Genomic DNA, 20,218 nt, shown 5'->3' with positions numbered 1-20,218 from the left:
AATCACCTATGGGTTTAAATATTCAGCATCGCCAACGGTAAGCCTAGTGGAAAGCTCCATGTGGTAACTTGCTAGCTCACTTTCTTCTACTGCAACAATTCTTGATGACTCAGGGTTTCCATATTCTTTAGCTATGCTGTTAAACATTGACACTAATTCATTTGCATCATCTTTGCTTTTTGCAGCAAACCAAGTGTCACTTCCACCGTGGACAGCCCAATATTTAGAGCTTTTCTTGTCGATTTCAGTGTTTTGATTTTTTATCGAAAATAGTTTTTTAAGTTCGTCGCTATATTCGGGATAATCGTTGATAAACTCTTTAACGCCGTAATTGAGATAAAAAGCATTGCTTATGCTTTCTCTTAGATGCCCGAACGCCGCACATTCACCTGTTTCAGATTCGTAGTTTTCTCTTAATTTCAAGCATGAGATACAGGTTTTATAACTATCTGGCTCGCCATCCCATATCCCGCTACAATACTGATAATTTTCACCAATATTTATTTTATCCAAACACTCACAGCAATTGTGAGGTTTTATTGCTTTGCGCATTTTTTCACTGAATGCACTTGGAATATTACAGTCACACATAAATCACCTACGCTAACTTTTTGGCATAATCAGGGTTCATAGCTCTATAACATGCCGACTTCATACAGCCTTTGGCGTTGTTAAAGCGCTTGTTTAAATCTTCGCGTGTGTCGGGTACTTCGCACTCGAACGTGTCTGAATTAACGCCGTTGTAGAAGTGCCACTTTAGGCGCGGGTTATTTGCACACACATCATTTGCGTAAATCTCTACGCGGTAACCTGCACAACGTTCGGGTATGCAACTTGCCGCATCTTTTAATAGGTCGGCTAAGTAACCTTTGTGCGACACATTAGGTTTACCGTTTTGAAGTAGAGCCCAGGCGAATGAATAAACGTATTCGTTTAAATCCATTTCACCGCCTTTTTGCTCTTTTAATTTAAAGCCATGCTGTAACGCTAAGGCTTTTATTTTTGCGTTGTTCATGTTTTCACCTTTGCATCTTTCTCTACTCTAACTTTATGTTCACACTTGGTATTGCCATGTGCGCCACAACCGCCTTTTAACTTATGCTTTCCGCAAAGTGCTATTGCTTTCCCCGCCTTACCAACAACACCATTTACAGCGCACTGGTAAACAATTTTGCCGCTCATATTAATTGCTCCTGACTCTTGATTTAGCGCATACCAGGTATGCGCTCTGCGTTTAGTGCGTGGTTTCATTAGGCTGCTTTTGCCTTCTTTAATTCTGCTTCATGCTTTGCTTTACACGATTTACTGAAGTATTTACCCCACCCACGATCAGCGTCCGCTTTTCTGACTTCTTTACTTTGACCGCACCCGCACTCACAAACGATTTGCACTTTTGCGCCATACGCTCTTTTAACCGGCTGCGCTTTTGATTTTTTATTTAATTTGCCCACTTCATTGCCCCAAACAGCCCAGCCTTTAACACGCTTGCGTGAAAATAGCTCGATGCGTGGCACATCACCGGCCAATTCAACACACGCCTCTCTAAACTCATTTGGCTTTTCGCTGTGTTGGCCGATAGGGTAGGCGCCAGAAAACACGCCTCGGCCTAGTATTTCGTCTAGGCTTTCGGTGTCATAGTTACCTACTGCGCGCACTGAGCGGCTTGCTACTTTCGGTTTACCCTTGACTGCGATAATGGCCGACTCGCTACCGGCGCGGGTCCAAAATCCCATGCCGAACAGCGGGTTGTTGTTTATGGTTAGCTTGTTCCAAACAAAACCATTCATATTTTTAAGTGTGAAACCCCATGCTTTCACAACGTCTAGGGCTTCTTGTGGCATTGAGCCCACGTACCACATAACCAATATGCAATCGTCCGCTGCAATATCATCAATAGGCATAGCTTTTAGTTCGTCTACGCTCATGGTTGACTTGTAGTGGTGTGCTGCGCCACTTTTCATGCTGCCGCCAGTTTTTTTGTTGCTAAACTGCCAAGCTGGATCAGCATAAATAAGGTTAAATTTTTTGCCTTCAAATTGTTCAAACATAGGACTCCCCTTGTTGTCATTTAGAACGGAATATCGTCATCATCAAAGTCATCACCTGGCCCCATAGGGTTAGATGCGCCACCGCTCATGTATTGACTATTACTAACGCCTTGCTTCTGCTTTGGAGCAAAACCACCTTGTTGCTGGCTGTTCTGGCCTTGGTTGTTGCCCTGGTAATTATTATTACTATTGCCGTAATTATTATTACCCTGGTTATTTTGCTGGCCTTGGTTGTTTTGACCGTAACCACCTTGCTGCTGCGCACCTTGCGTGTTGTTAGCTTGGCCTTGCAGTTTTTGGCCAAGCATTTGCATTTGGCCTGTAAAGCCATCAACAACAATCTCTGTGGTGTATTTTTCTTGGCCTTGTTGGTCGGTCCACTTGCGAGTTTGCAGTTTACCCTCAACGTAAATTTGTGAGCCTTTGCGGCAGTATTCACCAGCAATTTCTGCTAATTTCCCGAAGAAAATAACGCGGTGCCATTCGGTTTTTTCTACCATTTGGCCTGTGTTTTTATCTTTGTAGCTTTCGCTAGTCGCAAGGCTAATTTTTGCTACTGGATTGCCGTTAGGCATGTAACGCACATCAGGATCTTCGCCTAAGTTGCCCACTAAAATTACTTTGTTTACGCCTCTAGCCATGATTGACCCCTTATTTAATTAAAACTGCTCTAGCGCCGTTATGACCTGGCGCGGTTACAATGCCGTCAGCTTCAAGCTGCTCAACTATTCTTGCTGCGCGGTTGTAACCTATTCTCAATTTACGTTGAATGGCTGCTACAGATGCGCGCTGAGTCTCTTTAACAAAATCAACAGCATCGTTGTAAAAACAGTCATTGCCGTTACTGTCTTTATGCTTGGCGTTGTGCTCGGTAAGTAGCGACTCGTTGCCATCGTCTTGATCGCTACTATTCAAACCGCTATCAACAAGCTCGGTAACTAGCTGGACGATTTCCCCAGCGACCAAACAAAAGTCAGCATCAAGTTTGATGGGCATATCTTCATTAGGTATGTCGGCATTTTCTTCTTTGATGGTGTCTGAGTAATTAACTTGCTTAATAGCGCCATCATTTTGAAGGTTAAACTTAATTCTATCGCTCCAATTAAGCGCCAGCTTGGTAACTCGCTTACCTTGCTCTAAGTGTGTTTTAACTTCATCACCATCAAGCTCATGGCCTTTAAGCTTCACACTTGAGCCGCTATCATCTGCGTTTTGCATTTCTGCGTCACAGCCAATAGAAAAACCTGCGGGAGTGCTAAAGTTAGTTAGCCAATCTGTTAAAAATACATCTAGATCGTGGCTAGCAAACGCTGGGGTGATTGGCAATGTGCCAAGTGATTTACGTAGTAGGGCGGCAAGTTCTTCTGCTTTATTAAAGCTTGCACTGTTAACCACTAGTAGGCCGCTATCCATATCAATGAAAGCGTATTGCAAGTTTGATTTAGTAAACGCCTGTGGCAATAGCGTGTGCAATACATCTTCTTTTAATTCGTCACGCTCTTTTTTTCTTACTTGGCGATTTTCTTCAAGCTCAATTTGCTCTACTTTTTCAGCCACCATTTCGTTAACAACGGAAGCTGGTAGGATCTTTTCTTCACGCTTGGCGCAAACTAAAATTCTACGGTTAGAAAAATGCGCTAGTGACTCGCCATGCTTGCCAAGCGCTTTAGTCCACCCAAACGTTGACAACTCTTGCTGTCCGCAATGACGAAAGGTGTCTTGCTCTAGCGCTTTGTTAAAATCTCCGCTGTTAAATTCAGAGCCTTGCTTGAATTTGTAAATTATTAAATTTGTGAAAAACATATCAATGCCTACTTAGTTGTTAATAAAACGATGATGGCAACCACTAAAACGCGAACGCTGTTAACCGCTACCATCTTTAAAAATTCTCGGCGCTGCTGCTTTGCAATAGCGCTTGAGCTGTTACCTTTGATTGCCATGTAATCGTGCATGTTTAGTAGTGATCCCAGCTTGTTTCGTAGTCGTCAGCATCAAGCCCTTGGTCTAGCTCTATCTGACCTTTCATTGCGTACACATTGAAAAGTATTTTTTCCATGCTATATAAGCGGCCCATAGCCAATGACTCGCCAGGCTTTTTATTATCGACTTTAATGCTCAACATTTCGTATTTGCCCGTTTCCTTGTCTTTACTTAGGTGCAAGTCAAAGGCACAGTCATGCTTGTCTTTGCCTGCTTCTTCATCTAAGTAGACTGATAGCCAAAGGCCACGATTGGAATATGAATGTTCTTCTATAATTAACGTTATCTTACCTTCTGGCTCGTTATCCTCTTGCGCTTCTTCAATCAGAGAATTAACAATGTAAGAAAGCGTTATTTTTTCTGGCACTTCGGCTAATATTTCTGCAAGCTCTTTATCTAGCACCTCGGTTAAGCGTGAGTCGTAGAATCCTTGCGCCGCAGCTTTTAAGCGGTTTAAAACAAAGTCGTGATAAGTTGGCAAGTCGTCTAAACTTTCAATTTGCGGCATAATTGCCTTGGTCATTTTTTCTTTCAGTGCCTTACCTAAATCGCTGTAGCTACGAAAAACATTGTCTGCAGTATCTTCGATAAGCGAATCGACCTTTTTGCTAATTGCTATTTCAAGCGCGCCAGCTTGGATTTTTTCATTTAGAATGCGGCCAAACATTTCCTGAACTGTAGTGCTGCTTGGGTCGATTGTTGGCTCGAATGTATTTTCTTTTTTATCTGTCATTTTTCTGTCCTTTATGCTGCCTGATTGCGCTTTGGTGGCTTTGGTAATCCGCCATTTGTTTCGATAATTGCGTGCATTTTTTTGCAAACGTTGAACGCTTCAATACGGTTGCGAGTAAACTTACACCCCGGTAACGTCCAGCCTTCCTCGCCTTTAAACTTTGTGGCCTTAACCACCGCCAAACCGAAGCAAAGATCATCACAGCGTAAGTGTTCAACCATTCTTAGCTGCGGTACTCGTAAATTTGTCATGTGAACCTCTGTAAAGAGCTTGCGCCCGTAGGCGCTCACTCGGTTGGAGTTGGAAACTTATGCTGCTAGCGCTTTGTTTAGGCGCTGCTCTAACACTTCGATATAGCTTTCAGCTACGTCTAGCTGGTCACAAATACGGTCTAGCTCGTCATTGTCGGCGCGGTCCTGAGTGCTCGGCCATATATCCAGCGGCGTGTAACCTGTAGGCGCGCTAGTGCTTTCAAACACTGGCGATTTAAAGTTATTACCAAGTAAAGGCTCGACTTCATCTTTTACCGGCTTGTTGGCTTCTGCTAATGCGTCACGCTCTTGCTGCTCAAGCGTTGGGCCTTGCTCAACCGGCTCTTGGCTTACTTGAACTTGCGGCTCTGGATCTGTAGTAACGGCTACAGACTCAAGCTGTAGTTTTTGTTGGTGCATCATTTTTAGCTGCTGGATAACTTGAGCTAACACTTGGATAACTTCATCTAAGCGATCACCGAACTTATCTGCGGTAGGCGTGAACTGCTCTAACTTCTCAATGCGCTCGGCTACCGCTGCGCTAGACTTATCAAAGTAATTCATTGGATCATTGCGAAGGTTGTTAATGCGTTCGCCAATCTCTTGCGCTTGCTTTTGTAATCGCTCTTGTTGTGCAATTGCTTCTTGCTGAATGCGTAATTGCTCGCGCTCTGCTTCAACTGCTTCGGCTGCTTTAGCCGCTTGATACATATTGTTAAGCGCTTCAAGGATATTTTTCTTAGTGTCGATAGCTTCGTGAATAAGCTCTTTGTCGAACGATTCAGTATCTACCAGGTCTACAGCTTCGATTGTGTCAGCAATGAATTGTGAGCTTTGATTTTTACATTGCTCAGTAAAGTCGTGCATTTGCGCTATTTCTTGGCGCTGCTTGTTTAAGAATGCTTCACGCTCTTTAGCTTTGCGTGCGGCTTCTTCTTTGCGGCGCTTATCTTCTGTTTCAAACGCTTCAATGTAAGGGTTGTAAATTTTATCAATGTCACCGATCAGCTTGTCGGAATAAACTTTAACTTCGGCGCAATAAGCCTTGCGCTTATCGTCTATCGCTGTTGTAATTTTGTTACGCTCAGTTCTGATTTTGCGCGCTTCTTTAAAGTCATCATCATTGCGCATATCAAGCTTTAATTTACGTGGGTACTGCTTACGTAAATCTTTAAGCGTGGTTTCTGTTACGTTTTCAGAAAAAACAAACGGTAAGATCTGAGTTGATTCAACTAACTCAACTAATTCGCCGTTCGCTTCTTTTTCAACTTTATTGATAGTCATGGTTATACTCCGTTTCTTAGGTTGTTTAGCGCCTCTGTATGCGCTTGGTTGACTTGAGCCACAAAGTTACTGCTATCTACCTTGTTTGCTCTGCAATGACCCTTTAGCTCTTGCAATAAGTGTTTGTGGTTCATTGTTAAAACTGACTCGTTTTCCGCTGTAGTGATGCGGTCTTTGATGTTAGTGTTTAGCCAGGCGTGAAACTTTTTATTAGCGTTCAAGCTGCTTTCTTGCTCTTTAGCTTCAAGCTCTGCTTTTTTGCGATCTTTTATTTCAATCGCTTTATCGCGTATATCAATGCGGTTAACGACAACTGCAAATTTATAAGCCTGCTCAAAATGCTCGCGCAGTGTTGATAAGCTGGTTGCTTGCTCGATAGCATCTAGGTATTTATCAAACTTAGCTTTTGGTAGCGCCCAATCAGGCAATTCAGGCGGGAACCATTCAGCGCTCATCTTAGGGCCGTTTTTATTGCTCTTATTAAGCGGTATATTGATAAACTCACCGTTCGCTTTGAATCGGTTTTCAACCGGTACGCATGTTGCAAATTCGGTATCAAGTGAGTAAAGGTAGCGACCAATGCCAAATTGCACCGCTGTACGCTTCATTGCGCCAGATAAAGCACCTTTTAACGCTTCAATTTGCGAATACTCTGAACCATCCCATTTAGTTACCCAGCCATCGCCAAAGCGAATGCTTAAACCGCACAAGTAACCTTTGCCGCTGGCGGCTTCTTTAAATTCGTTTTTCCATCCATCAATGCCGACTACATCGTCTAAACGCTGCTGAATAGCGCGGTTAGTGATGTAAGGAATAACCATTACCCATGGATTGCTCTTACCAGATACGCCACTTTGCTGCACACGCCATTCAACATCGTGCGCTTCAAATGGATCGGCTAATAAGCGTTGGATCTCTGCTGCTGTTTTAGTGTTGCTCATTGGTCTAGCTCGCTAGTCGAGTTGGTAAGTTGAACGTGCCAATGCGTTTAAAGCGGCGTACTTCATTGAGGACTTTTCTAAGTTGCTCTATCGCATCGTGATCAGTTAAAAGAACGGTGCATGATTTTTCCGCTTTACCGTCAACGTAAACAAATATGCTTATTGACGGGTCCGTAGCACATGTAACTACGTTTACGTGTGAGCGATTTCTAAAACAAAATGACTCTACAGAAAGCGCCGCTATAAGCGTTTTCGCCTCAAGCGAAAGTGCTGGGAATGTTTGAGAATTATTATTCATATAAACACCGTTTTTGTTTAATTCGTTATACAATGACGATAAGTATAACCATTTATACAAAGCGGTCAATACTATTGTTTAATAAATTATACAAAAAAGGCAAAAAAAAGCGCCTTGATAGGCGCGGAGGGGTGTTATGTACTGCTATCTACGGTTTATTTATTTCACACTTATACGCGTTTGCGGATACGCTAGGGGAGTAACCGCCATTGATATTTAGCCATACAATATGTGTAGCACCTGAATTAATTGCTTGTTGTTTTGCCTGCTCCTTGGCGTTTTCAATGCCGGACGAAGCGGCGAGCCCGCCCCAGCCAGAAGTGCCAGTAACATTGGCTATATAATCACAGTGTTCTACATTGTTTGCGCTGACTTCTTTAATAGTGCCTACCGCTTTGTGTGAAGCGCAACCAGTAATAGCCAAACAAGTAAGCGCTAAGAATGTTGTCTTTTTCATCGCAGATCCTTAAAAATCCTGAATAACCTGTTTTACAACGCCAATAATGGTGCAATTGCCGTTTATAGAGATAGTAGGATAGCTATTGTTAAATGGTTTTAAAAATTTACTTCCTCCATCAATAACTAATTGTTTAAGTGTTGCTTCATCGCAATCATCTAGCCTGGCAACAACTACTTTACCATGCTCGGCGGCGATGTTTGGATCAACAATTATTACTGAACCTTCGGGGATCGACTTCCCACCGTGACCGCTTGTCATGCTGTCACCTTTAACGCGCAGCGCAAATGAATCATCACTTACATTGGCTGTGTGTTGGTAGAATGTTACTTCCGACTCTTGTCGCAGGCTTTCCAAATCTATCTCTCTCCATTTGCCTGCTTGAACCCACGAAAGCAACGGAGCTTTACCACGCAAATCGGGGCCAAGCTCTAACTCAATATTACCATCGACACTGCCAACTCCTGATGCTAGCCACCGAGCATTGCATCTTAGCGCCTTGGATAACCTTAAAAGATTTTCACTAGAAGGAACCGCTTGGCCTGTGCGCCAATGACTAACAGAGGCGCGACCTGTGCCTAACTGTCTTGCTAAGTCACTGCCTTTTAAGCCTAAGTGACTCATTCTTGAAATTAATCGTTCTGAAAAGCTCATAAAGCCTCGATGGTGTTTAGTAATCTATACATTATATTTAAAATCCGTTTCTTTGTGTTGAACAAATCTTTCGTATAATCTATTATACAAAAATAACAAACAAAGGAGCGCGCATGAAAACTCAAACCGCTATTGATTATTACAAAACTAAAGCCGCGTTAGCTAAAGCCCTAGGCTTAACTCGCGGTGCTATTACGCACTGGTCAAATGATGGCTTTGTACCAATGGGTCGTGCTTACCAGCTTCAACTGATCACAGGTGGAGCACTAAAAGTTGATCCTTCTGTTTATGAAGGTAATCAACCTCAAACCGCAGCGTAAGGAAACTATAAATGTTCTTATCTAAAAAAAGTACGAGAAACGGAAAGCCAAGCGCTCGCTGCCCACTTGAAGCCGCCGCCAGTATTGCGAGCGACTTTAATGTATCCGATATAGCGCGCGCCATGGCTAAGTCACCAACCACACTTAGCAACAAGCTTAATACGAACATTGATTCGCATGTATTAACACTGCAAGAGGCTATTGCCATTCAGCATATCACTGAGGATAGCCGCATTTTAAATGCCTGGGCTTATAGCGAAGGTAAAACAGTGATTGATTTACCGGATGTGGGCTTATCTGACGATGAATTGGCTGATCAGGTTTTGCACTTGCAAGAAACGGCCGGTGATTTTGCCAAATCAGTAAGACTTGCCAGAGCGGACGGGATTATCACGCAAACTGAATTTGATGGTATTCAAAAGCGTGCATTAGAAACCATAGTCGCTGTTTTGCATATTACAGCAGAGCTTGAGCAAATGGTTCGCCCAGGCCCATCCACAAACCCACCAACAACTAAAGCAAGCTTAAAGGTGGCTTCATAATGGCAGGTCACGCAGACGCAGCTCAATTAGAAATTGAGCATACCGAATCGCGATTAATAGCAAACTTAAAGCAACAAGACGTTGAGCCTACAGACGATTGCATTGAATGCGGTAATGAAATTAACGAAGCACGTAAGAAGGCGATAAAAACCAATTTGTGTATTGGTTGCGCAGAAATGCGCGAGTTGCATAGCAGAAACTACGCAACCCGCAGATAAAACAAAACCCGCTTCAAATGCTTGGTCGGCAAAAGCGGGTTCAGTATTAACGAGGAATATTATGGCTAATTTAGCAGAGATTTACAAGTTTCCCGAAACGCAATGCAACGAGGTGAAACACTATGAACAATTACCAGGTGATTTTGTGAAAGCCGATATTGAAGATGGCTATGACAGAATCGCGCATAGACTAACTGACACGCTAGCTAATCCTCCGGTGAAGTTGAGCGGACGAGAGTTCCAAATAATAAATGCCATCATTGGTAAGACGTTTCGCTGGCACAAAAAAACAGATTGGATCAACAACGTTCAATTAAGTGAGCTCACTGGAATTTCACAATCACATATTAGCGAGATTAAAAGTACGCTGATAGAAAAAGGCGTTTTACGTGTTGAGGGTAGAAACATTGGCGTAAATCCGATTGTTTCTGAGTGGGGTAAAACTTACCCGAAAACGGGTAAAAAGAAACTTACCCAAAAACGGGTAAAAACTTACCCGAAAACGGGTAACGACTTACCCGAAAACGGGGAAAAACTTACCCAAAAACGGGTAACACAAAAGAAAGAAACTATTACAAAAGAAAGAACAAAAAAAATAAACAAAAAAAGTTTGCTTGAGACTTTAGATTTTTCTACATGGCCTGCATTGCCAAACCAGCAAATATTTGATGATTGGGTCGCTATGCGTAAAGCAAAAAAAGCGAGCATTAGTCAAACCGTGATCAACAACTTTGGCAAGCAATTTCAAATCGCTTTTCAAAATGGACTGAGCGTTGATGAATGTTTATCTGAGTGCATAACGAGAAACTGGCAGGGCTTTAAATATTCTTGGATAGCTAACGCAAACCAGAGCCAGTATTCAGGTATGACGCAACGCCAATCAAACAACGTAGGCGATCAGCTTGCTTACTTGCAAGACTCACTTGCGCATATCCCAACCCCGCACGATGACGAGGTGTTGTAATGAATAATCAATTATCAACACTCAGCAATGACAGCAAGCCACAAGCCAATAGCGTGCTTGTAAAAATCATTGGCGGCGAAGTATTGCCAGCGCTTAAAGCTTACTACCCAAACAGCGATTTCAATTGGCGCGGTAACTTAACGTTATTTGCCAACGAGTATGCAAGCCAACTTTACGGAATGGGGATTATTGCAAAGCATGTTCGCATGGCACTTGAAGCAGCACGCATACGATCAGCCTCCGAACGACACGCGCCTAATCCAATTGAGTTCAAAATTTTATGCCTGCAGGCACGCGGTATGCCAACGCTTGAACGCTGTATGCAAGAAATTAACGAGCAGCGCATTAAAAACTACGGCAAAGATAAAGAATGGTCTGAGCCCTTGGTTTATTGGCTTAACCAGCAAATAGCCGCAGCACGCGCAACACTGGCGGATAACGCATGGCAAAAAATGGCAAAAGACCGCTACACAAATCTTGCTGATAAATACGGCAAGGGCGAGCTAGAACCTATACCGCTCAAAATCGAGTTTAACGAGCCGCCGGCTTACTTGAAGTACGTAGGTTAAGCCATGGCTAAATCATACGAGCAAGATCAAAAAGAGTTTATTCGCGCACTAAAAGAAATTTTAGGGGGTGATTACCAAAACGCGTTAGTCGCAGCAAAAGCAGCAAAAGCCGCAGCGCTGAAAGGAATTAAAACGCCGACACCCAAGCAAATGGGCTTTGCAACAGCAGAGGCTAACCGCGCAATGGCAAGAGCGGCCAAAGAGCACGGCATTGATAGCGTACCGCAGTATATCAAGGACCAAAAAGAGGCCGCTAAAAACAAACATGCTAACCGTAATAAGGCGCATAGCCAAAACAGGCAAGCGGCTAATCGTATGCAAGACGTTAAAGCAAGCCCCGGCAATTTCACATCAAAGAAGGTGCCGGCAAATCAAGGTTACTCGCTTAACGAGCAGCTAGAAAAAACATACCAAAACGCAAGAAAAACAGCTTAGGAGCTAATTATGACTACCAAAAAAAGCACACTCACTCAGTTATCACCAGCCGGCGAAGTTTTTTGTGATGGCTTTATCTCAAATTCAAAGGCGCAGGCATCAAAGGCAATTCAGGACGGCGCAGCGGTAAACCATGACGCAGCATTTGCCAGCTTAACTAAGTCCGCCGCTGTATTAGCTGAGAAAAATTGCTTAGACCGCCAAGTACGTGACGCGCTTATATCAATCGGTGCTCACATTTTAGTTCAAGCGCAAAAAGAAGCGGTGGAGGCTCAAGATGCAAAGGCCGAGCCAGCTAAAAAAGCAGATAAGGCCGCGTAATGGCAAAGAAAGTAGTAACCACTACTAACGCCCAATACTACATGCCTCAAATTGGGCAAGCGGTAAGGGCGCTTTTAAAGCAGGGCAAAAACGTTGTTGTCGAGTTTAAAGAGCACAAAGCTAAGCGCTCTTTAGCTCAAAACCGTTTGCTTTGGCTGTGGAACCAGATAATTGCTGATTATTTTCGCGAGCACTACGGGCAAGAAAATAGTTCAGAGGACGTACACGAAGTATTTGTGCGTAGGAAGTTTGGGGTGAAGGTTATTCAAGCTGGCAACGAGGAACCAATAATCGTGCGCAAGCGGACCCGCAAGCTAAACACAAAAGAGTTTTGCGAGTATCTAAATTGGTTAGAGCAATACTGCGCTGAGTATTTAGAGCTTTTACTGCCACAGCCGGACGATCTTTATCACTTGGCTATGTATGGAGAGTCAAACAATGTCGCTCATTAGTAAAAAAATAAGAAATAGCGCACGCGGCCAGCAATGCCAAGTGCGCATACCAGGTGTATGCAACCGAAATCCAGAAACAGTTGTACTTGCTCATGTTGGCAAAGGCTCGGGCATGGGCCAGAAGTGTGATGATATTCACGCAACTTACGCATGTTCAGCGTGTCACGATGTAATTGACAACAGAACATCAATAGGCGACCCGCGATACAACCGCATTTATGCGTATGAGGGCATGGTTAGAACGCAAAAGCTATTACTAGAGCAAGAATTAATACAGGTGGCTAAATGATTAATTTAACTTTGCCATACCCACCAACAGTTAATCACTACTGGCAATCATCAGTGAAGCGAGTAACAGCAAACAAAAGCCGCGTTGTAACGAGAGTAAGCGAAAAAGGTAAGGCGTTTGCTGAGCATGTGTTTTGGTTAGTGCGCGAGCAAAAGGCGAATAAAAAGTTAAAAGGTGATTTAAAGCTGGTTGTCAATGTATATGTGCCGGATAAGCGCAGGCGAGATATTGATAACTTGTGCAAGTCTTTATTCGATTCGCTACAGAAAGCTGGCGTTTACTTAGATGATACGCAAATAAAAGACTATCGCATGATCCATTGCGGAATAGTTAAAGGCGGCAAGGTAACGCTAAGCATTGAGGAAATAGAGCCGTGAATGATAAGTCACTAAAACTAAAAATGACTAAAGAGCAGCATGTATATGGGTGGATGCTAAAGCAGGGGGCAGTTGAAACATTTGATTTATCTTGGCCGTGTTTGGCGCTCGAAGGATTACTTGCTAAACCCGCAGATTTTAAGGCTCACAGCGAAGTTACCGCTATATTTAAACGTATGGGAGTGAGATAATATGCAACCTATAAAGCTACTTGCAAAGCTTACAACTAAAACGCTTAATCTCACTGGTACGTTTGGTGGTAGTGGCCAAGACGTTATTGATTGGCGAACAGCTGCACATGCTTTGGCTGGTTTGCCACAGTGCCAAACAAATTGGGCCTATTTCCGTTTTGTAGGCGAAGAAACAAGACTTAACCGAGTAGTGCGCTCGCTTACTATGCACGCAACGTTGTTTGTAAAAATACGCCAATACAAAATAAAGCCAGAGACATTAAACGGCTTGGTTATGGCTGCAGTGCATGAGTTTGTTCAGCCGGTATGTGGTGAATGTGACGGCAGTGGTTTAGCACCAGGGCAAAAGGCCACTAACTTAGATGCCGAGATATGCAATCACTGCCATGGGCGAGGACGAAAGCCAATATCTAATCGCAGTCGATGTAAAATTATCGGTATCGGACATAAAAGCTATACCAGTTCGCACGATGAAATCACAAAGGAGCTGCTAAGGCTTATAGCTGGATGGGAAAGCGACATATTTAAAAATATTCATCAAAAGATGGGGGACGTAGCGTGATAACAGCAGCAGAGCTTGCAAACGCAACAACGCGACTACCGGACCCCGAAACATTCAGGTATAACAGCATACAAATAATGCTTCATAACGTATTTGAGCCCACAAAAAGCGATAAAGGTAAAACCACTTACTTAGAACAAAGCACTGTTACGTTTGTTAAGCGCAGCATATTTGGTGTTGATACATGGATTGTAGAAAGCATGAATATAAACACCGCACATAGGTAACCACATTTAAGCAAGAGCGAGATAAGCATGAACAAGATAACAATAAACGGCAAAACAATTACGCATTCAGGCCGTGGCAGTGTGTGCATAAGCAATAACAAAATTACTATTGGTGGTGTCGATATAAAAGATTTAGACACTATCGAAGAAAGAGCTATAAACATTGTCATTGAAGGCAACGTTGAAAGCATAATGACCGATGATGCTGATATAACAGTAAACGGAACAGCCGGCACAGCAACCACTAAAAACGGCAATATTTCATGCCATGACGTTGCAGGTGATGTGGAAACCAAGAACGGCAACATTATGTGTGGAAGTGTCCAGGGCGATGCGACTACAAAGAACGGCAATATTATGGGAGGTCGGTAGCATGGAAGGCCAAAACCCTGTAGATGAATACGGTATCGCTCCAATACTAACTGAATACAATGCTATGCAAGCACTGCCCAGGATAAGCGCTAAGTTTGATGCCTTCTGTAGAGCGTATATGCAAACCCGCAAAAGCGCTAGAGAGGCCGTGTATGTTGAAATGAATTGTGCTTTAATGAGCGCTGTTATTGATAGTGAAGGCGATGGCGATGTGCTTAAAGTTAAAATTGACGAGCTAATCAAGGCATATAAAGAATATACAGAGAGCGAAGCCAATGATGATTAAGCCAAATAAGATAATGACAGCGATAATAATTAAATATCCAGTGCTCATTGATAAGTATTTAGTAGAACATTAAAGAACGCAACGGAACATTGGCGGAACACAATAGCGCTCTTAATCTAATTAAGGGCGTTTTTTATTGTTTATTGATAAATTTAGGGTGAACAACGCGGAACAAATGGCGGAACAAATGAAGCTGTAAGTTATTGATATTCAATTGATGTTCTGTTTTAGCGGAACAATTGAAGGAAAAGTATAACGATTTGTCCTGTTTATCGACTCAATGTTCTTTTTTATATTGCTTAGCTCCACCTAATACTTTTAAATAGGAACAAGTGAGATTTAAGTATTCTTAATGCCATTTAAGCAAAAGGCACTTAAAAAGCTTATGGAGGTGAGTTGCAATAATGATGGAAAGTAATGTTAGCAAGGCTATTAACTTTAAAGATCTGCCGAATGGCTTAGGTGGACTGCTAGAAAAAAATAAAGATGCTACTTTCTATGGCGTTGCTAGCGGTCGCTCAATGGAAGGTGTTGGCATATTCGATGGTGATGTGCTTTTAATTGATAGAAGTTTAGATGTAAAGTCAGGTGATGTAATTGTGGCTGTATTAAACGGTCAGTTTGTATGTAAAATCGCAGACCTTAGAAATAATCAATTATTATCTGCGAGCGATGAATACGAACCGTACAAGCTTAAAGACGGTGACCAATTCACTTTAGAAGGGGTAGTATCGAGCTCCGCGCGTATGCACCGAGGACGTCTGAATGAAAAAATTTAACATTGCTAAAGATGAAATAAAACCAAGGCACAAACAATTCTTTGCTATTGATGAATCAATTGGGCTGCATAAAAACTATTCTTTTAGGCTCGCTATACTGTTTCCTGTTGCTGCCTGCTTACTTTTTATAGGTTTATTTTCATGGCAACTCTATGAAAAAGGAATGTATGATTTTCATTTTACTCAGCCAGGGATAACTGCTTTTATCGAATACTTTTCGTTTCCGATATCTCTATTATCTCTAAGCATAGTTTTTGGAGTGATGGTCGCGAGATTTCACTCATCTAAACAAAAAGCGAAAGGTAACTTGATTACTGAGGCAAACAACTCGGTAAACTTTTTTTATAAAACACATGAAGAATTCGATAAATATTGTCGGAAATTATTGGTTGTAGAACAACCTTTATTTAAAAATATTGATTCAGTTACATGTTACGGGTTCCTGTTCAAAAACAGCAGCACTAAAAACCCAGCTTTAATTATCAATGAAGAAACAATGCAGCAAATAGAAGCGTTTTACCATTTTTACTTTTGTTGCTTTATGGATTACATTTCTAGTGAGGTATATAGGACTAGTAACGTTAATGAAGAATTTGGCGAGGTTCATGTATTTAAAGATGATGTCACTTATGAACTCCAGCTGAAATTTGGTTTTGAAATTAATGGCTTATTTAAAATTCGGTATATCAAAGAACTAGACAAGGAGATTGAATCTATAACTGACGCATTCTTAAAATTAATTGATTTTCCAGGCGTTGACAATTTTACTGAGTCAGAGGAGAGGTTGTTTTCTATACAAGGCAAGCTGTTACAGACAATAAAAGACAGTGCTGAGTATCAGGCAGAAGTTAATACCTTGCAAACCCCCCAAACCTGATATAGTATTTCCCATATTGAAGAAATCCGCTTAGTTTATGACTGAGCGGATTTTTTTTGCTCTATGCTACTTGCTTTGCCCGATCTTATGGTCGGGCTTTTTTATGCGCGAAACAAAAGGCCAACTATGAAACTTACACTTAAACGCTTTCCAACTCCAGTAGGTATATTTGGCACTTTTGGTGAGCTATATGATGGAAAAGGCGAGTTTGTCTGCTTTACAGTCGAGCGCGAGTGGAGTAACAACAAACAGTCTGTTTCTTGTGTGCCTTGTGGAACCTACGACCTAGAACCTCACGAAAGTCCTACACATGGAACGTGCTACGCGCTACAGCAACGAAGCTTGGGCGTAACTATCTATGGACCATCACAACGAACACATATTCTTATTCACATCGCGAACAAAGCAACTGAATTGGCCGGCTGTATTGCGCCAGGTAAATCGCTTGGCGTTGTGGGTGGTGATTGGGCTGTTTTAAATAGTGGCGGCGCATTCAATGAGTTAATGACGCTGCTTGATGGTAAACCGGCAAAGCTGGAGATAGTAAACGCATGAGTAACCTATTCACAAAAGCAATAGACTTCTTTAGTGGCGGCTTTGGCTCGTCAGTTGTTGAAGCTGTTAAAGATTACTACCCGCCAAGCATGAGTGAGCAAGAGAGAGCAGAGCTAGATTTTCGCATTCAAACAGCCGTGGATGAAAGAGCGCTAAAAGCGCAAGAGTTAAGCAACGAAGCACAGGCCGAGTTTAATAGACGCATCGCAGAGTTGGAAGGAACAGCAAAAGACTTAAAAACTATTCCTTTACTTGGTCCAATTATGCTGTTTTTGCGTGGTTGCCAGCGTCCTGTATGGGGCTATTCGACTCTATACATTAACTTCAAGGTGTTTAGTGGTGCTTGGACTGGATTAACAGACACACAAGAGAGTGCGCTATGGATTATTAACTTTTTAGTGCTCGCATTCCTATTTGGTGAAAGAGCAATGAAAAACGTAACGCCACTTATTGAGCGCATCATAAAAACAAAATTAGGGAAAGCGTAATGCCGCCAGAGTCAGGACCAATACTAAAGCACTTAATTGATCTAGGACTTGGTTATGTGTGGTTTATTTTGCTCGCGATTTGGGGTGGAACTGTGAACTATATCAACCGCAGAAAAAGCGAAAAGACACCGTTTAGCGTTGTTGAGCTCATAGGCGAGTGGGCGATTAGTGGGTTTGCTGGAATTATCACAGTGCTTATTTGTCAAGAAATGGGTATGTCAGTGACTATCACGGCAGCTACGGCAGGTATATCTGGTCATATGGGCGGAAGGTCTATCTTTTTGCTAGAGCGATACTTTCAAAATCGCATTGGCTTGAAGGGCGGCAGCGGTGATAAGTAGTGTCAAAATGGTCAGATTTAAACGCGCTATTTCAAAAGCAGCATAGCGAAACCAAGATTTCACTGCGCGATTTCTGCGACAACAACAAATTAAACTACAGCACTGCGCGAAAGCATATAAGAACATCAAGAGCAGCGCCGCGTAAAGTTGTAAAGGATGAAGGCCAAAAGCTCACAAGAGCGCCAAACTTTAGACACGGCGGTTATTCAAAGTATTTTAAAGGTGACGTTAACGAACTTGTTGAAGCTACAACGCTTGAAGATGAACTTGATCTTTGTCGGGCTCGCATTCACATGGTTATGGATGCGATTCAAGGTATTCAAAAGCTATTAGACGATCCCGACACGGATAATGAGGCAAGAACACGGCTTTACGAGTCGCTGTTTAAAGCAGAAGTATCGCTTGATAGAAACATTATACGTGCTGAGTCGATAACTAAAACGCTATCAAGCCTTGAAACAGATTCACTAGCACGCGGCAAGTTGATTGCTGAAACAACACGCATTAAGCAACAAACACAAGCGCTTGTTAATGCCACTAAGCGCGGTAAGCATCAAGCAGAAATAGCAGAACATGAAGCAGCTAAAGCACGCAAAGAAGCTGGCGGCACTAGCAAGCTTGATGATTTCATTGATAAACGCACAGGCGGTTTAGATACCGTAGTTAGTCAGTAATGCAGCCAAAGCTAGCTAAATACCCTAAAAGCACGTGGTTAACACCAGAAGAACGCTTTGAACTAGACGAAGTTGAGCTTTTAGAGCGTTGCGAGCCATACCTTGATTGTTGGTGGTGGCGAATAAACAACTTATACATCATTGCGGACGAGAAAGGCCGTGAGGTTTTGTTTCGTTGCCGCATAGCGCAAACCGTGTTGTTTATGACGATGTGGTTTTTAAACATCATCTTAAAAGCGCGTCAATTGGGGTTCAGTACAGCAATACAGGTTTTTATCCTTGATCATGCCATGTTTAACGACAATAGGCAGTGCGGGGTAATAGCTCAAGGTAAAGAAGAAGCCGGCGCAATATTTTCCTCAAAGATATTGTATCCCTATGAGCGGTTACCAAGTTGGTTAAAAACAGGTAAGCGCTCAGTAAAGAGTAAAACCGGCACTGGCATTAAGTTTAACAATGACTCATGGATACGAGTTGCTGTTTCTTTCCGTTCGGGAACACTGCAAGTTTTGCATGTATCTGAATACGGCAAAATATGCGCTAACTACCCATTACGAGCAGACGAGGTTCAATCGGGCTCACTGAATGCGGTACATGAAGGCTCTTATATTTTTATAGAGTCAACAGCAGAAGGCGCAAGCGGCAATTTCTTTGATATGTCAGTCGATGCAATGGAGCTATTAGCATCCGGCATTGATTTAGGCTATCAAGACTTCAAATTTCATTTTTATCCTTGGTTTGAAGATCCCAAGTACGTAGCAGCAGTGCCGCCAGGTGGTTTAAAACTATCAAAGGAAAAGGCCAAATACTTCAAAGCCGTTGAGGAAGCAAACGGCGTTAAGCTCACAGACGAGCAAATTAGCTGGTATATAGGCAAGGAACGCAACCAAAAAGGCAAAATGAAGCAAGAATATCCATCTACACCGATGGAAGCATTCTTAACATCAGGCCGTAAAGTATTTGATAGTGATGATTTAATGCGTGCCGAAGGGCGATGCGTTAAGCCATTACTTGTTTATGATCTTGAGCCATACACCGGCAAGCGTAAAAAAATGAACGGTAAAGTTGATTTAAGCGCTAAAGGTGGCGATAAGCTGGCTCAATCAACACTTGGTTATTTACTTGTTTGGGAATTGCCAGACGAAAACGAAGATTATGCGATCGGCAGTGATGTTGCAGAAGGACTTGAGCATGGAGATCGCAGCTCATTAGACGTTGTTGCCAAGTCGGACGGGCGACAAGTAGCACATTGGTTCGGTCATATAGACCCTAAGCGGTTTGCACACATAAATAAGCATGTCGGACTTATGTATAACAAGGCCTATATCGGCGTTGAGCGAAACAATCACGGTCATGCAACACTTCAAGAGTTAGTTGATATTTACCCAACTAGCCGGATTTACACGGAAGAACACATTGATCGTGAAGATACGGACGAAGAAACAAAAAAAGTCGGTTGGCACACCAGCGCACAATCAAAGCCAATTTTAACGAGTGGCCTTGATGAACTGCTTACTCACGATAAAGACGGCATTGTTTGGCGCGGTACAGTTAACGAACTCAATACGTTTGTTTACGACAAAAAAGGTCGAATGGGCGCACAACCAGGCGGCTTTGATGATCAAGTAATGAGCTATGCAATTGCACAAGAAATGCGAGTCAGAATGCCTAAGCGACTAATTAAAGATAATACACCCGCCCCACACAACCCTAATCATTGGATGGCAAGATAA

Annotated in this window: 36 protein-coding genes and 1 pseudogene; 22 read left to right on the top strand and 15 right to left on the bottom strand. The window is 42.6% G+C overall.

The window, feature by feature from the left end; genetic code table 11:
- Positions 1 to 6: 6 nt before the first annotated feature.
- From AC27I2_RS10945 to AC27I2_RS10875, 15 genes and pseudogenes are all read right to left on the bottom strand, one after another.
- Positions 7 to 591, bottom strand: a complete 585-nt coding sequence (locus AC27I2_RS10945) for a hypothetical protein (RefSeq protein ID WP_487204320.1) — start codon at positions 589 to 591, stop codon at positions 7 to 9.
- 7 nt (positions 592 to 598) lie between these two features.
- Positions 599 to 1,015, bottom strand: a complete 417-nt coding sequence (locus tag AC27I2_RS10940; RefSeq protein WP_487204319.1) for a hypothetical protein — start codon at positions 1,013 to 1,015, stop codon at positions 599 to 601.
- Positions 1,012 to 1,251 (bottom strand): hypothetical protein, encoded by a 240-nt coding sequence (locus tag AC27I2_RS10935; RefSeq protein ID WP_273606841.1) that lies wholly within the window; start codon positions 1,249 to 1,251, stop codon positions 1,012 to 1,014. The genes AC27I2_RS10940 and AC27I2_RS10935 overlap by 4 nt, the downstream gene beginning before the upstream one ends.
- Positions 1,251 to 2,048 carry an MT-A70 family methyltransferase gene (locus AC27I2_RS10930; RefSeq protein WP_487204318.1) on the bottom strand — a complete coding sequence of 266 codons (798 nt, stop codon included), beginning with the start codon at positions 2,046 to 2,048 and terminating at the stop codon, positions 1,251 to 1,253. Before AC27I2_RS10930 ends, AC27I2_RS10935 begins: the two co-directional genes overlap by 1 nt.
- 20 nt (positions 2,049 to 2,068) lie before the next feature.
- Positions 2,069 to 2,689, bottom strand: a complete 621-nt coding sequence (ssb, locus tag AC27I2_RS10925) for a single-stranded DNA-binding protein (protein ID WP_487204317.1) — start codon at positions 2,687 to 2,689, stop codon at positions 2,069 to 2,071.
- Positions 2,690 to 2,699: 10 nt separating this feature from the next.
- Positions 2,700 to 2,963 carry a DNA translocase FtsK gene (locus tag AC27I2_RS10920; RefSeq protein WP_487204343.1) on the bottom strand — a complete coding sequence of 88 codons (264 nt, stop codon included), beginning with the start codon at positions 2,961 to 2,963 and terminating at the stop codon, positions 2,700 to 2,702.
- Positions 2,949 to 3,851, bottom strand: a pseudogene (gene rdgC, locus AC27I2_RS10915) (recombination-associated protein RdgC); the annotation flags it as partial. The gene AC27I2_RS10920 and the pseudogene rdgC, both read right to left, overlap by 15 nt.
- Positions 3,852 to 3,859: 8 nt before the next feature.
- Positions 3,860 to 4,000 (bottom strand): hypothetical protein, encoded by a 141-nt coding sequence (locus AC27I2_RS10910; protein WP_487204316.1) that lies wholly within the window; start codon positions 3,998 to 4,000, stop codon positions 3,860 to 3,862.
- Positions 4,001 to 4,002: 2 nt separating this feature from the next.
- Positions 4,003 to 4,761, bottom strand: a complete 759-nt coding sequence (locus AC27I2_RS10905) for a hypothetical protein (protein ID WP_487204315.1) — start codon at positions 4,759 to 4,761, stop codon at positions 4,003 to 4,005.
- Positions 4,762 to 4,772: 11 nt separating this feature from the next.
- Positions 4,773 to 5,012 carry a hypothetical protein gene (locus AC27I2_RS10900; RefSeq protein WP_487204314.1) on the bottom strand — a complete coding sequence of 80 codons (240 nt, stop codon included), beginning with the start codon at positions 5,010 to 5,012 and terminating at the stop codon, positions 4,773 to 4,775.
- Between the two features lie 57 nt (positions 5,013 to 5,069).
- Complete coding sequence (locus AC27I2_RS10895; RefSeq protein ID WP_487204313.1) at positions 5,070 to 6,296, bottom strand: hypothetical protein; 1,227 nt, start codon at positions 6,294 to 6,296, stop codon at positions 5,070 to 5,072.
- Positions 6,297 to 6,298: 2 nt separating this feature from the next.
- Positions 6,299 to 7,237, bottom strand: a complete 939-nt coding sequence (locus AC27I2_RS10890; RefSeq protein WP_487204312.1) for a Rad52/Rad22 family DNA repair protein — start codon at positions 7,235 to 7,237, stop codon at positions 6,299 to 6,301.
- Positions 7,238 to 7,241: 4 nt separating this feature from the next.
- The gene (locus AC27I2_RS10885) at positions 7,242 to 7,535 is read right to left on the bottom strand and encodes a hypothetical protein (RefSeq protein WP_487204311.1); all 294 of its coding nucleotides are present in this window, start codon (positions 7,533 to 7,535) and stop codon (positions 7,242 to 7,244) included.
- 148 nt (positions 7,536 to 7,683) lie between these two features.
- Positions 7,684 to 7,992, bottom strand: coding sequence for a putative periplasmic lipoprotein (locus tag AC27I2_RS10880; RefSeq protein WP_487204310.1), 309 nt, complete (start codon positions 7,990 to 7,992; stop codon positions 7,684 to 7,686).
- A 9-nt stretch (positions 7,993 to 8,001) separates the two neighbouring features.
- Positions 8,002 to 8,646, bottom strand: a complete 645-nt coding sequence (locus AC27I2_RS10875; RefSeq protein WP_487204309.1) for a LexA family protein — start codon at positions 8,644 to 8,646, stop codon at positions 8,002 to 8,004.
- A 113-nt stretch (positions 8,647 to 8,759) separates the two neighbouring features.
- On the opposite strand from AC27I2_RS10875, the gene AC27I2_RS10870 reads away from it, so the two are divergent.
- The 22 genes from AC27I2_RS10870 (at position 8,760) to AC27I2_RS10765 (ending at position 20,218) form a co-directional block, all read left to right on the top strand.
- On the top strand, positions 8,760 to 8,966 hold the full coding sequence (locus AC27I2_RS10870) for a Cro/CI family transcriptional regulator (RefSeq protein ID WP_487204308.1): 207 nt from the start codon (positions 8,760 to 8,762) through the stop codon (positions 8,964 to 8,966).
- Between the two features lie 11 nt (positions 8,967 to 8,977).
- Positions 8,978 to 9,508 (top strand): phage regulatory CII family protein, encoded by a 531-nt coding sequence (locus AC27I2_RS10865; protein ID WP_487204307.1) that lies wholly within the window; start codon positions 8,978 to 8,980, stop codon positions 9,506 to 9,508.
- The gene (locus AC27I2_RS10860; RefSeq protein ID WP_487204306.1) at positions 9,508 to 9,726 is read left to right on the top strand and encodes a TraR/DksA C4-type zinc finger protein; all 219 of its coding nucleotides are present in this window, start codon (positions 9,508 to 9,510) and stop codon (positions 9,724 to 9,726) included. Before AC27I2_RS10865 ends, AC27I2_RS10860 begins: the two co-directional genes overlap by 1 nt.
- 61 nt (positions 9,727 to 9,787) lie before the next feature.
- Positions 9,788 to 10,690, top strand: coding sequence for a replication protein (locus AC27I2_RS10855; protein ID WP_487204305.1), 903 nt, complete (start codon positions 9,788 to 9,790; stop codon positions 10,688 to 10,690).
- The gene (locus AC27I2_RS10850; protein WP_256845180.1) at positions 10,690 to 11,259 is read left to right on the top strand and encodes a hypothetical protein; all 570 of its coding nucleotides are present in this window, start codon (positions 10,690 to 10,692) and stop codon (positions 11,257 to 11,259) included. The genes AC27I2_RS10855 and AC27I2_RS10850 overlap by 1 nt, the downstream gene beginning before the upstream one ends.
- Before the next feature lie 3 nt (positions 11,260 to 11,262).
- On the top strand, positions 11,263 to 11,694 hold the full coding sequence (locus tag AC27I2_RS10845) for a hypothetical protein (protein ID WP_487204304.1): 432 nt from the start codon (positions 11,263 to 11,265) through the stop codon (positions 11,692 to 11,694).
- A 9-nt stretch (positions 11,695 to 11,703) separates the two neighbouring features.
- Positions 11,704 to 12,015 (top strand): hypothetical protein, encoded by a 312-nt coding sequence (locus tag AC27I2_RS10840; protein WP_487204303.1) that lies wholly within the window; start codon positions 11,704 to 11,706, stop codon positions 12,013 to 12,015.
- Entirely contained in the window at positions 12,015 to 12,467 is a 453-nt protein-coding gene (locus AC27I2_RS10835) for a recombination protein NinB (protein ID WP_487204302.1), read from the top strand. The genes AC27I2_RS10840 and AC27I2_RS10835 overlap by 1 nt, the downstream gene beginning before the upstream one ends.
- Complete coding sequence (locus AC27I2_RS10830; RefSeq protein ID WP_487204301.1) at positions 12,454 to 12,756, top strand: DUF1364 domain-containing protein; 303 nt, start codon at positions 12,454 to 12,456, stop codon at positions 12,754 to 12,756. Before AC27I2_RS10835 ends, AC27I2_RS10830 begins: the two co-directional genes overlap by 14 nt.
- Entirely contained in the window at positions 12,753 to 13,133 is a 381-nt protein-coding gene (locus tag AC27I2_RS10825; protein WP_487204300.1) for a RusA family crossover junction endodeoxyribonuclease, read from the top strand. The genes AC27I2_RS10830 and AC27I2_RS10825 overlap by 4 nt, the downstream gene beginning before the upstream one ends.
- Positions 13,130 to 13,324 carry a hypothetical protein gene (locus AC27I2_RS10820; protein WP_487204299.1) on the top strand — a complete coding sequence of 65 codons (195 nt, stop codon included), beginning with the start codon at positions 13,130 to 13,132 and terminating at the stop codon, positions 13,322 to 13,324. The genes AC27I2_RS10825 and AC27I2_RS10820 overlap by 4 nt, the downstream gene beginning before the upstream one ends.
- A gap of 1 nt (position 13,325) precedes the next feature.
- Complete coding sequence (locus AC27I2_RS10815) at positions 13,326 to 13,886, top strand: hypothetical protein (protein ID WP_487204298.1); 561 nt, start codon at positions 13,326 to 13,328, stop codon at positions 13,884 to 13,886.
- A complete protein-coding gene (locus AC27I2_RS10810) occupies positions 13,883 to 14,113 on the top strand; it encodes a hypothetical protein (RefSeq protein WP_487204297.1) in 231 nt (76 codons plus the stop codon). Before AC27I2_RS10815 ends, AC27I2_RS10810 begins: the two co-directional genes overlap by 4 nt.
- Positions 14,114 to 14,140: 27 nt before the next feature.
- Positions 14,141 to 14,485 carry a hypothetical protein gene (locus AC27I2_RS10805; RefSeq protein WP_487204296.1) on the top strand — a complete coding sequence of 115 codons (345 nt, stop codon included), beginning with the start codon at positions 14,141 to 14,143 and terminating at the stop codon, positions 14,483 to 14,485.
- Between the two features lies 1 nt (position 14,486).
- Complete coding sequence (locus AC27I2_RS10800) at positions 14,487 to 14,771, top strand: hypothetical protein (RefSeq protein ID WP_487204295.1); 285 nt, start codon at positions 14,487 to 14,489, stop codon at positions 14,769 to 14,771.
- 404 nt (positions 14,772 to 15,175) lie between these two features.
- Complete coding sequence (locus AC27I2_RS10795; protein WP_487204294.1) at positions 15,176 to 15,550, top strand: LexA family protein; 375 nt, start codon at positions 15,176 to 15,178, stop codon at positions 15,548 to 15,550.
- Positions 15,537 to 16,427: a hypothetical protein gene (locus tag AC27I2_RS10790; protein WP_487204293.1), complete on the top strand. Its 891-nt coding sequence runs from the start codon at positions 15,537 to 15,539 to the stop codon at positions 16,425 to 16,427. Before AC27I2_RS10795 ends, AC27I2_RS10790 begins: the two co-directional genes overlap by 14 nt.
- Before the next feature lie 126 nt (positions 16,428 to 16,553).
- Complete coding sequence (locus AC27I2_RS10785) at positions 16,554 to 16,982, top strand: DUF5675 family protein (RefSeq protein ID WP_487204292.1); 429 nt, start codon at positions 16,554 to 16,556, stop codon at positions 16,980 to 16,982.
- Complete coding sequence (locus AC27I2_RS10780; protein ID WP_487204291.1) at positions 16,979 to 17,470, top strand: hypothetical protein; 492 nt, start codon at positions 16,979 to 16,981, stop codon at positions 17,468 to 17,470. The genes AC27I2_RS10785 and AC27I2_RS10780 overlap by 4 nt, the downstream gene beginning before the upstream one ends.
- Positions 17,470 to 17,811 (top strand): phage holin family protein, encoded by a 342-nt coding sequence (locus tag AC27I2_RS10775; RefSeq protein ID WP_487204290.1) that lies wholly within the window; start codon positions 17,470 to 17,472, stop codon positions 17,809 to 17,811. The genes AC27I2_RS10780 and AC27I2_RS10775 overlap by 1 nt, the downstream gene beginning before the upstream one ends.
- Positions 17,811 to 18,485, top strand: coding sequence for a hypothetical protein (locus tag AC27I2_RS10770; protein WP_487204289.1), 675 nt, complete (start codon positions 17,811 to 17,813; stop codon positions 18,483 to 18,485). The genes AC27I2_RS10775 and AC27I2_RS10770 overlap by 1 nt, the downstream gene beginning before the upstream one ends.
- A complete protein-coding gene (locus AC27I2_RS10765; protein ID WP_487204288.1) occupies positions 18,485 to 20,218 on the top strand; it encodes a terminase large subunit in 1,734 nt (577 codons plus the stop codon). The genes AC27I2_RS10770 and AC27I2_RS10765 overlap by 1 nt, the downstream gene beginning before the upstream one ends.

This window comes from Pseudoalteromonas sp. NH0006-46, from assembly GCF_057547735.1.
Note: the sequence above shows the minus strand (reverse complement) of the source record. Positions and strands in the feature narration are given on the sequence as shown.

Coding starts and splice junctions, on each gene's coding strand:
- AC27I2_RS10945 (WP_487204320.1), bottom strand. CDS start 591: ATGTGTGACTGTAATATTCCAAGTGCATTCAGTGAAAAAATGCGCAAA.
- AC27I2_RS10940 (WP_487204319.1), bottom strand. CDS start 1,015: ATGAACAACGCAAAAATAAAAGCCTTAGCGTTACAGCATGGCTTTAAA.
- AC27I2_RS10935 (WP_273606841.1), bottom strand. CDS start 1,251: ATGAAACCACGCACTAAACGCAGAGCGCATACCTGGTATGCGCTAAAT.
- AC27I2_RS10930 (WP_487204318.1), bottom strand. CDS start 2,048: ATGTTTGAACAATTTGAAGGCAAAAAATTTAACCTTATTTATGCTGAT.
- ssb (WP_487204317.1), bottom strand. CDS start 2,689: ATGGCTAGAGGCGTAAACAAAGTAATTTTAGTGGGCAACTTAGGCGAA.
- AC27I2_RS10910 (WP_487204316.1), bottom strand. CDS start 4,000: ATGCACGATTACATGGCAATCAAAGGTAACAGCTCAAGCGCTATTGCA.
- AC27I2_RS10905 (WP_487204315.1), bottom strand. CDS start 4,761: ATGACAGATAAAAAAGAAAATACATTCGAGCCAACAATCGACCCAAGC.
- AC27I2_RS10900 (WP_487204314.1), bottom strand. CDS start 5,012: ATGACAAATTTACGAGTACCGCAGCTAAGAATGGTTGAACACTTACGC.
- AC27I2_RS10895 (WP_487204313.1), bottom strand. CDS start 6,296: ATGACTATCAATAAAGTTGAAAAAGAAGCGAACGGCGAATTAGTTGAG.
- AC27I2_RS10890 (WP_487204312.1), bottom strand. CDS start 7,237: ATGAGCAACACTAAAACAGCAGCAGAGATCCAACGCTTATTAGCCGAT.
- AC27I2_RS10885 (WP_487204311.1), bottom strand. CDS start 7,535: ATGAATAATAATTCTCAAACATTCCCAGCACTTTCGCTTGAGGCGAAA.
- AC27I2_RS10880 (WP_487204310.1), bottom strand. CDS start 7,992: ATGAAAAAGACAACATTCTTAGCGCTTACTTGTTTGGCTATTACTGGT.
- AC27I2_RS10875 (WP_487204309.1), bottom strand. CDS start 8,646: ATGAGCTTTTCAGAACGATTAATTTCAAGAATGAGTCACTTAGGCTTA.
- AC27I2_RS10870 (WP_487204308.1), top strand. CDS start 8,760: ATGAAAACTCAAACCGCTATTGATTATTACAAAACTAAAGCCGCGTTA.
- AC27I2_RS10865 (WP_487204307.1), top strand. CDS start 8,978: ATGTTCTTATCTAAAAAAAGTACGAGAAACGGAAAGCCAAGCGCTCGC.
- AC27I2_RS10860 (WP_487204306.1), top strand. CDS start 9,508: ATGGCAGGTCACGCAGACGCAGCTCAATTAGAAATTGAGCATACCGAA.
- AC27I2_RS10855 (WP_487204305.1), top strand. CDS start 9,788: ATGGCTAATTTAGCAGAGATTTACAAGTTTCCCGAAACGCAATGCAAC.
- AC27I2_RS10850 (WP_256845180.1), top strand. CDS start 10,690: ATGAATAATCAATTATCAACACTCAGCAATGACAGCAAGCCACAAGCC.
- AC27I2_RS10845 (WP_487204304.1), top strand. CDS start 11,263: ATGGCTAAATCATACGAGCAAGATCAAAAAGAGTTTATTCGCGCACTA.
- AC27I2_RS10840 (WP_487204303.1), top strand. CDS start 11,704: ATGACTACCAAAAAAAGCACACTCACTCAGTTATCACCAGCCGGCGAA.
- AC27I2_RS10835 (WP_487204302.1), top strand. CDS start 12,015: ATGGCAAAGAAAGTAGTAACCACTACTAACGCCCAATACTACATGCCT.
- AC27I2_RS10830 (WP_487204301.1), top strand. CDS start 12,454: ATGTCGCTCATTAGTAAAAAAATAAGAAATAGCGCACGCGGCCAGCAA.
- AC27I2_RS10825 (WP_487204300.1), top strand. CDS start 12,753: ATGATTAATTTAACTTTGCCATACCCACCAACAGTTAATCACTACTGG.
- AC27I2_RS10815 (WP_487204298.1), top strand. CDS start 13,326: ATGCAACCTATAAAGCTACTTGCAAAGCTTACAACTAAAACGCTTAAT.
- AC27I2_RS10805 (WP_487204296.1), top strand. CDS start 14,141: ATGAACAAGATAACAATAAACGGCAAAACAATTACGCATTCAGGCCGT.
- AC27I2_RS10800 (WP_487204295.1), top strand. CDS start 14,487: ATGGAAGGCCAAAACCCTGTAGATGAATACGGTATCGCTCCAATACTA.
- AC27I2_RS10795 (WP_487204294.1), top strand. CDS start 15,176: ATGATGGAAAGTAATGTTAGCAAGGCTATTAACTTTAAAGATCTGCCG.
- AC27I2_RS10790 (WP_487204293.1), top strand. CDS start 15,537: ATGAAAAAATTTAACATTGCTAAAGATGAAATAAAACCAAGGCACAAA.
- AC27I2_RS10785 (WP_487204292.1), top strand. CDS start 16,554: ATGAAACTTACACTTAAACGCTTTCCAACTCCAGTAGGTATATTTGGC.
- AC27I2_RS10780 (WP_487204291.1), top strand. CDS start 16,979: ATGAGTAACCTATTCACAAAAGCAATAGACTTCTTTAGTGGCGGCTTT.
- AC27I2_RS10775 (WP_487204290.1), top strand. CDS start 17,470: ATGCCGCCAGAGTCAGGACCAATACTAAAGCACTTAATTGATCTAGGA.
- AC27I2_RS10765 (WP_487204288.1), top strand. CDS start 18,485: ATGCAGCCAAAGCTAGCTAAATACCCTAAAAGCACGTGGTTAACACCA.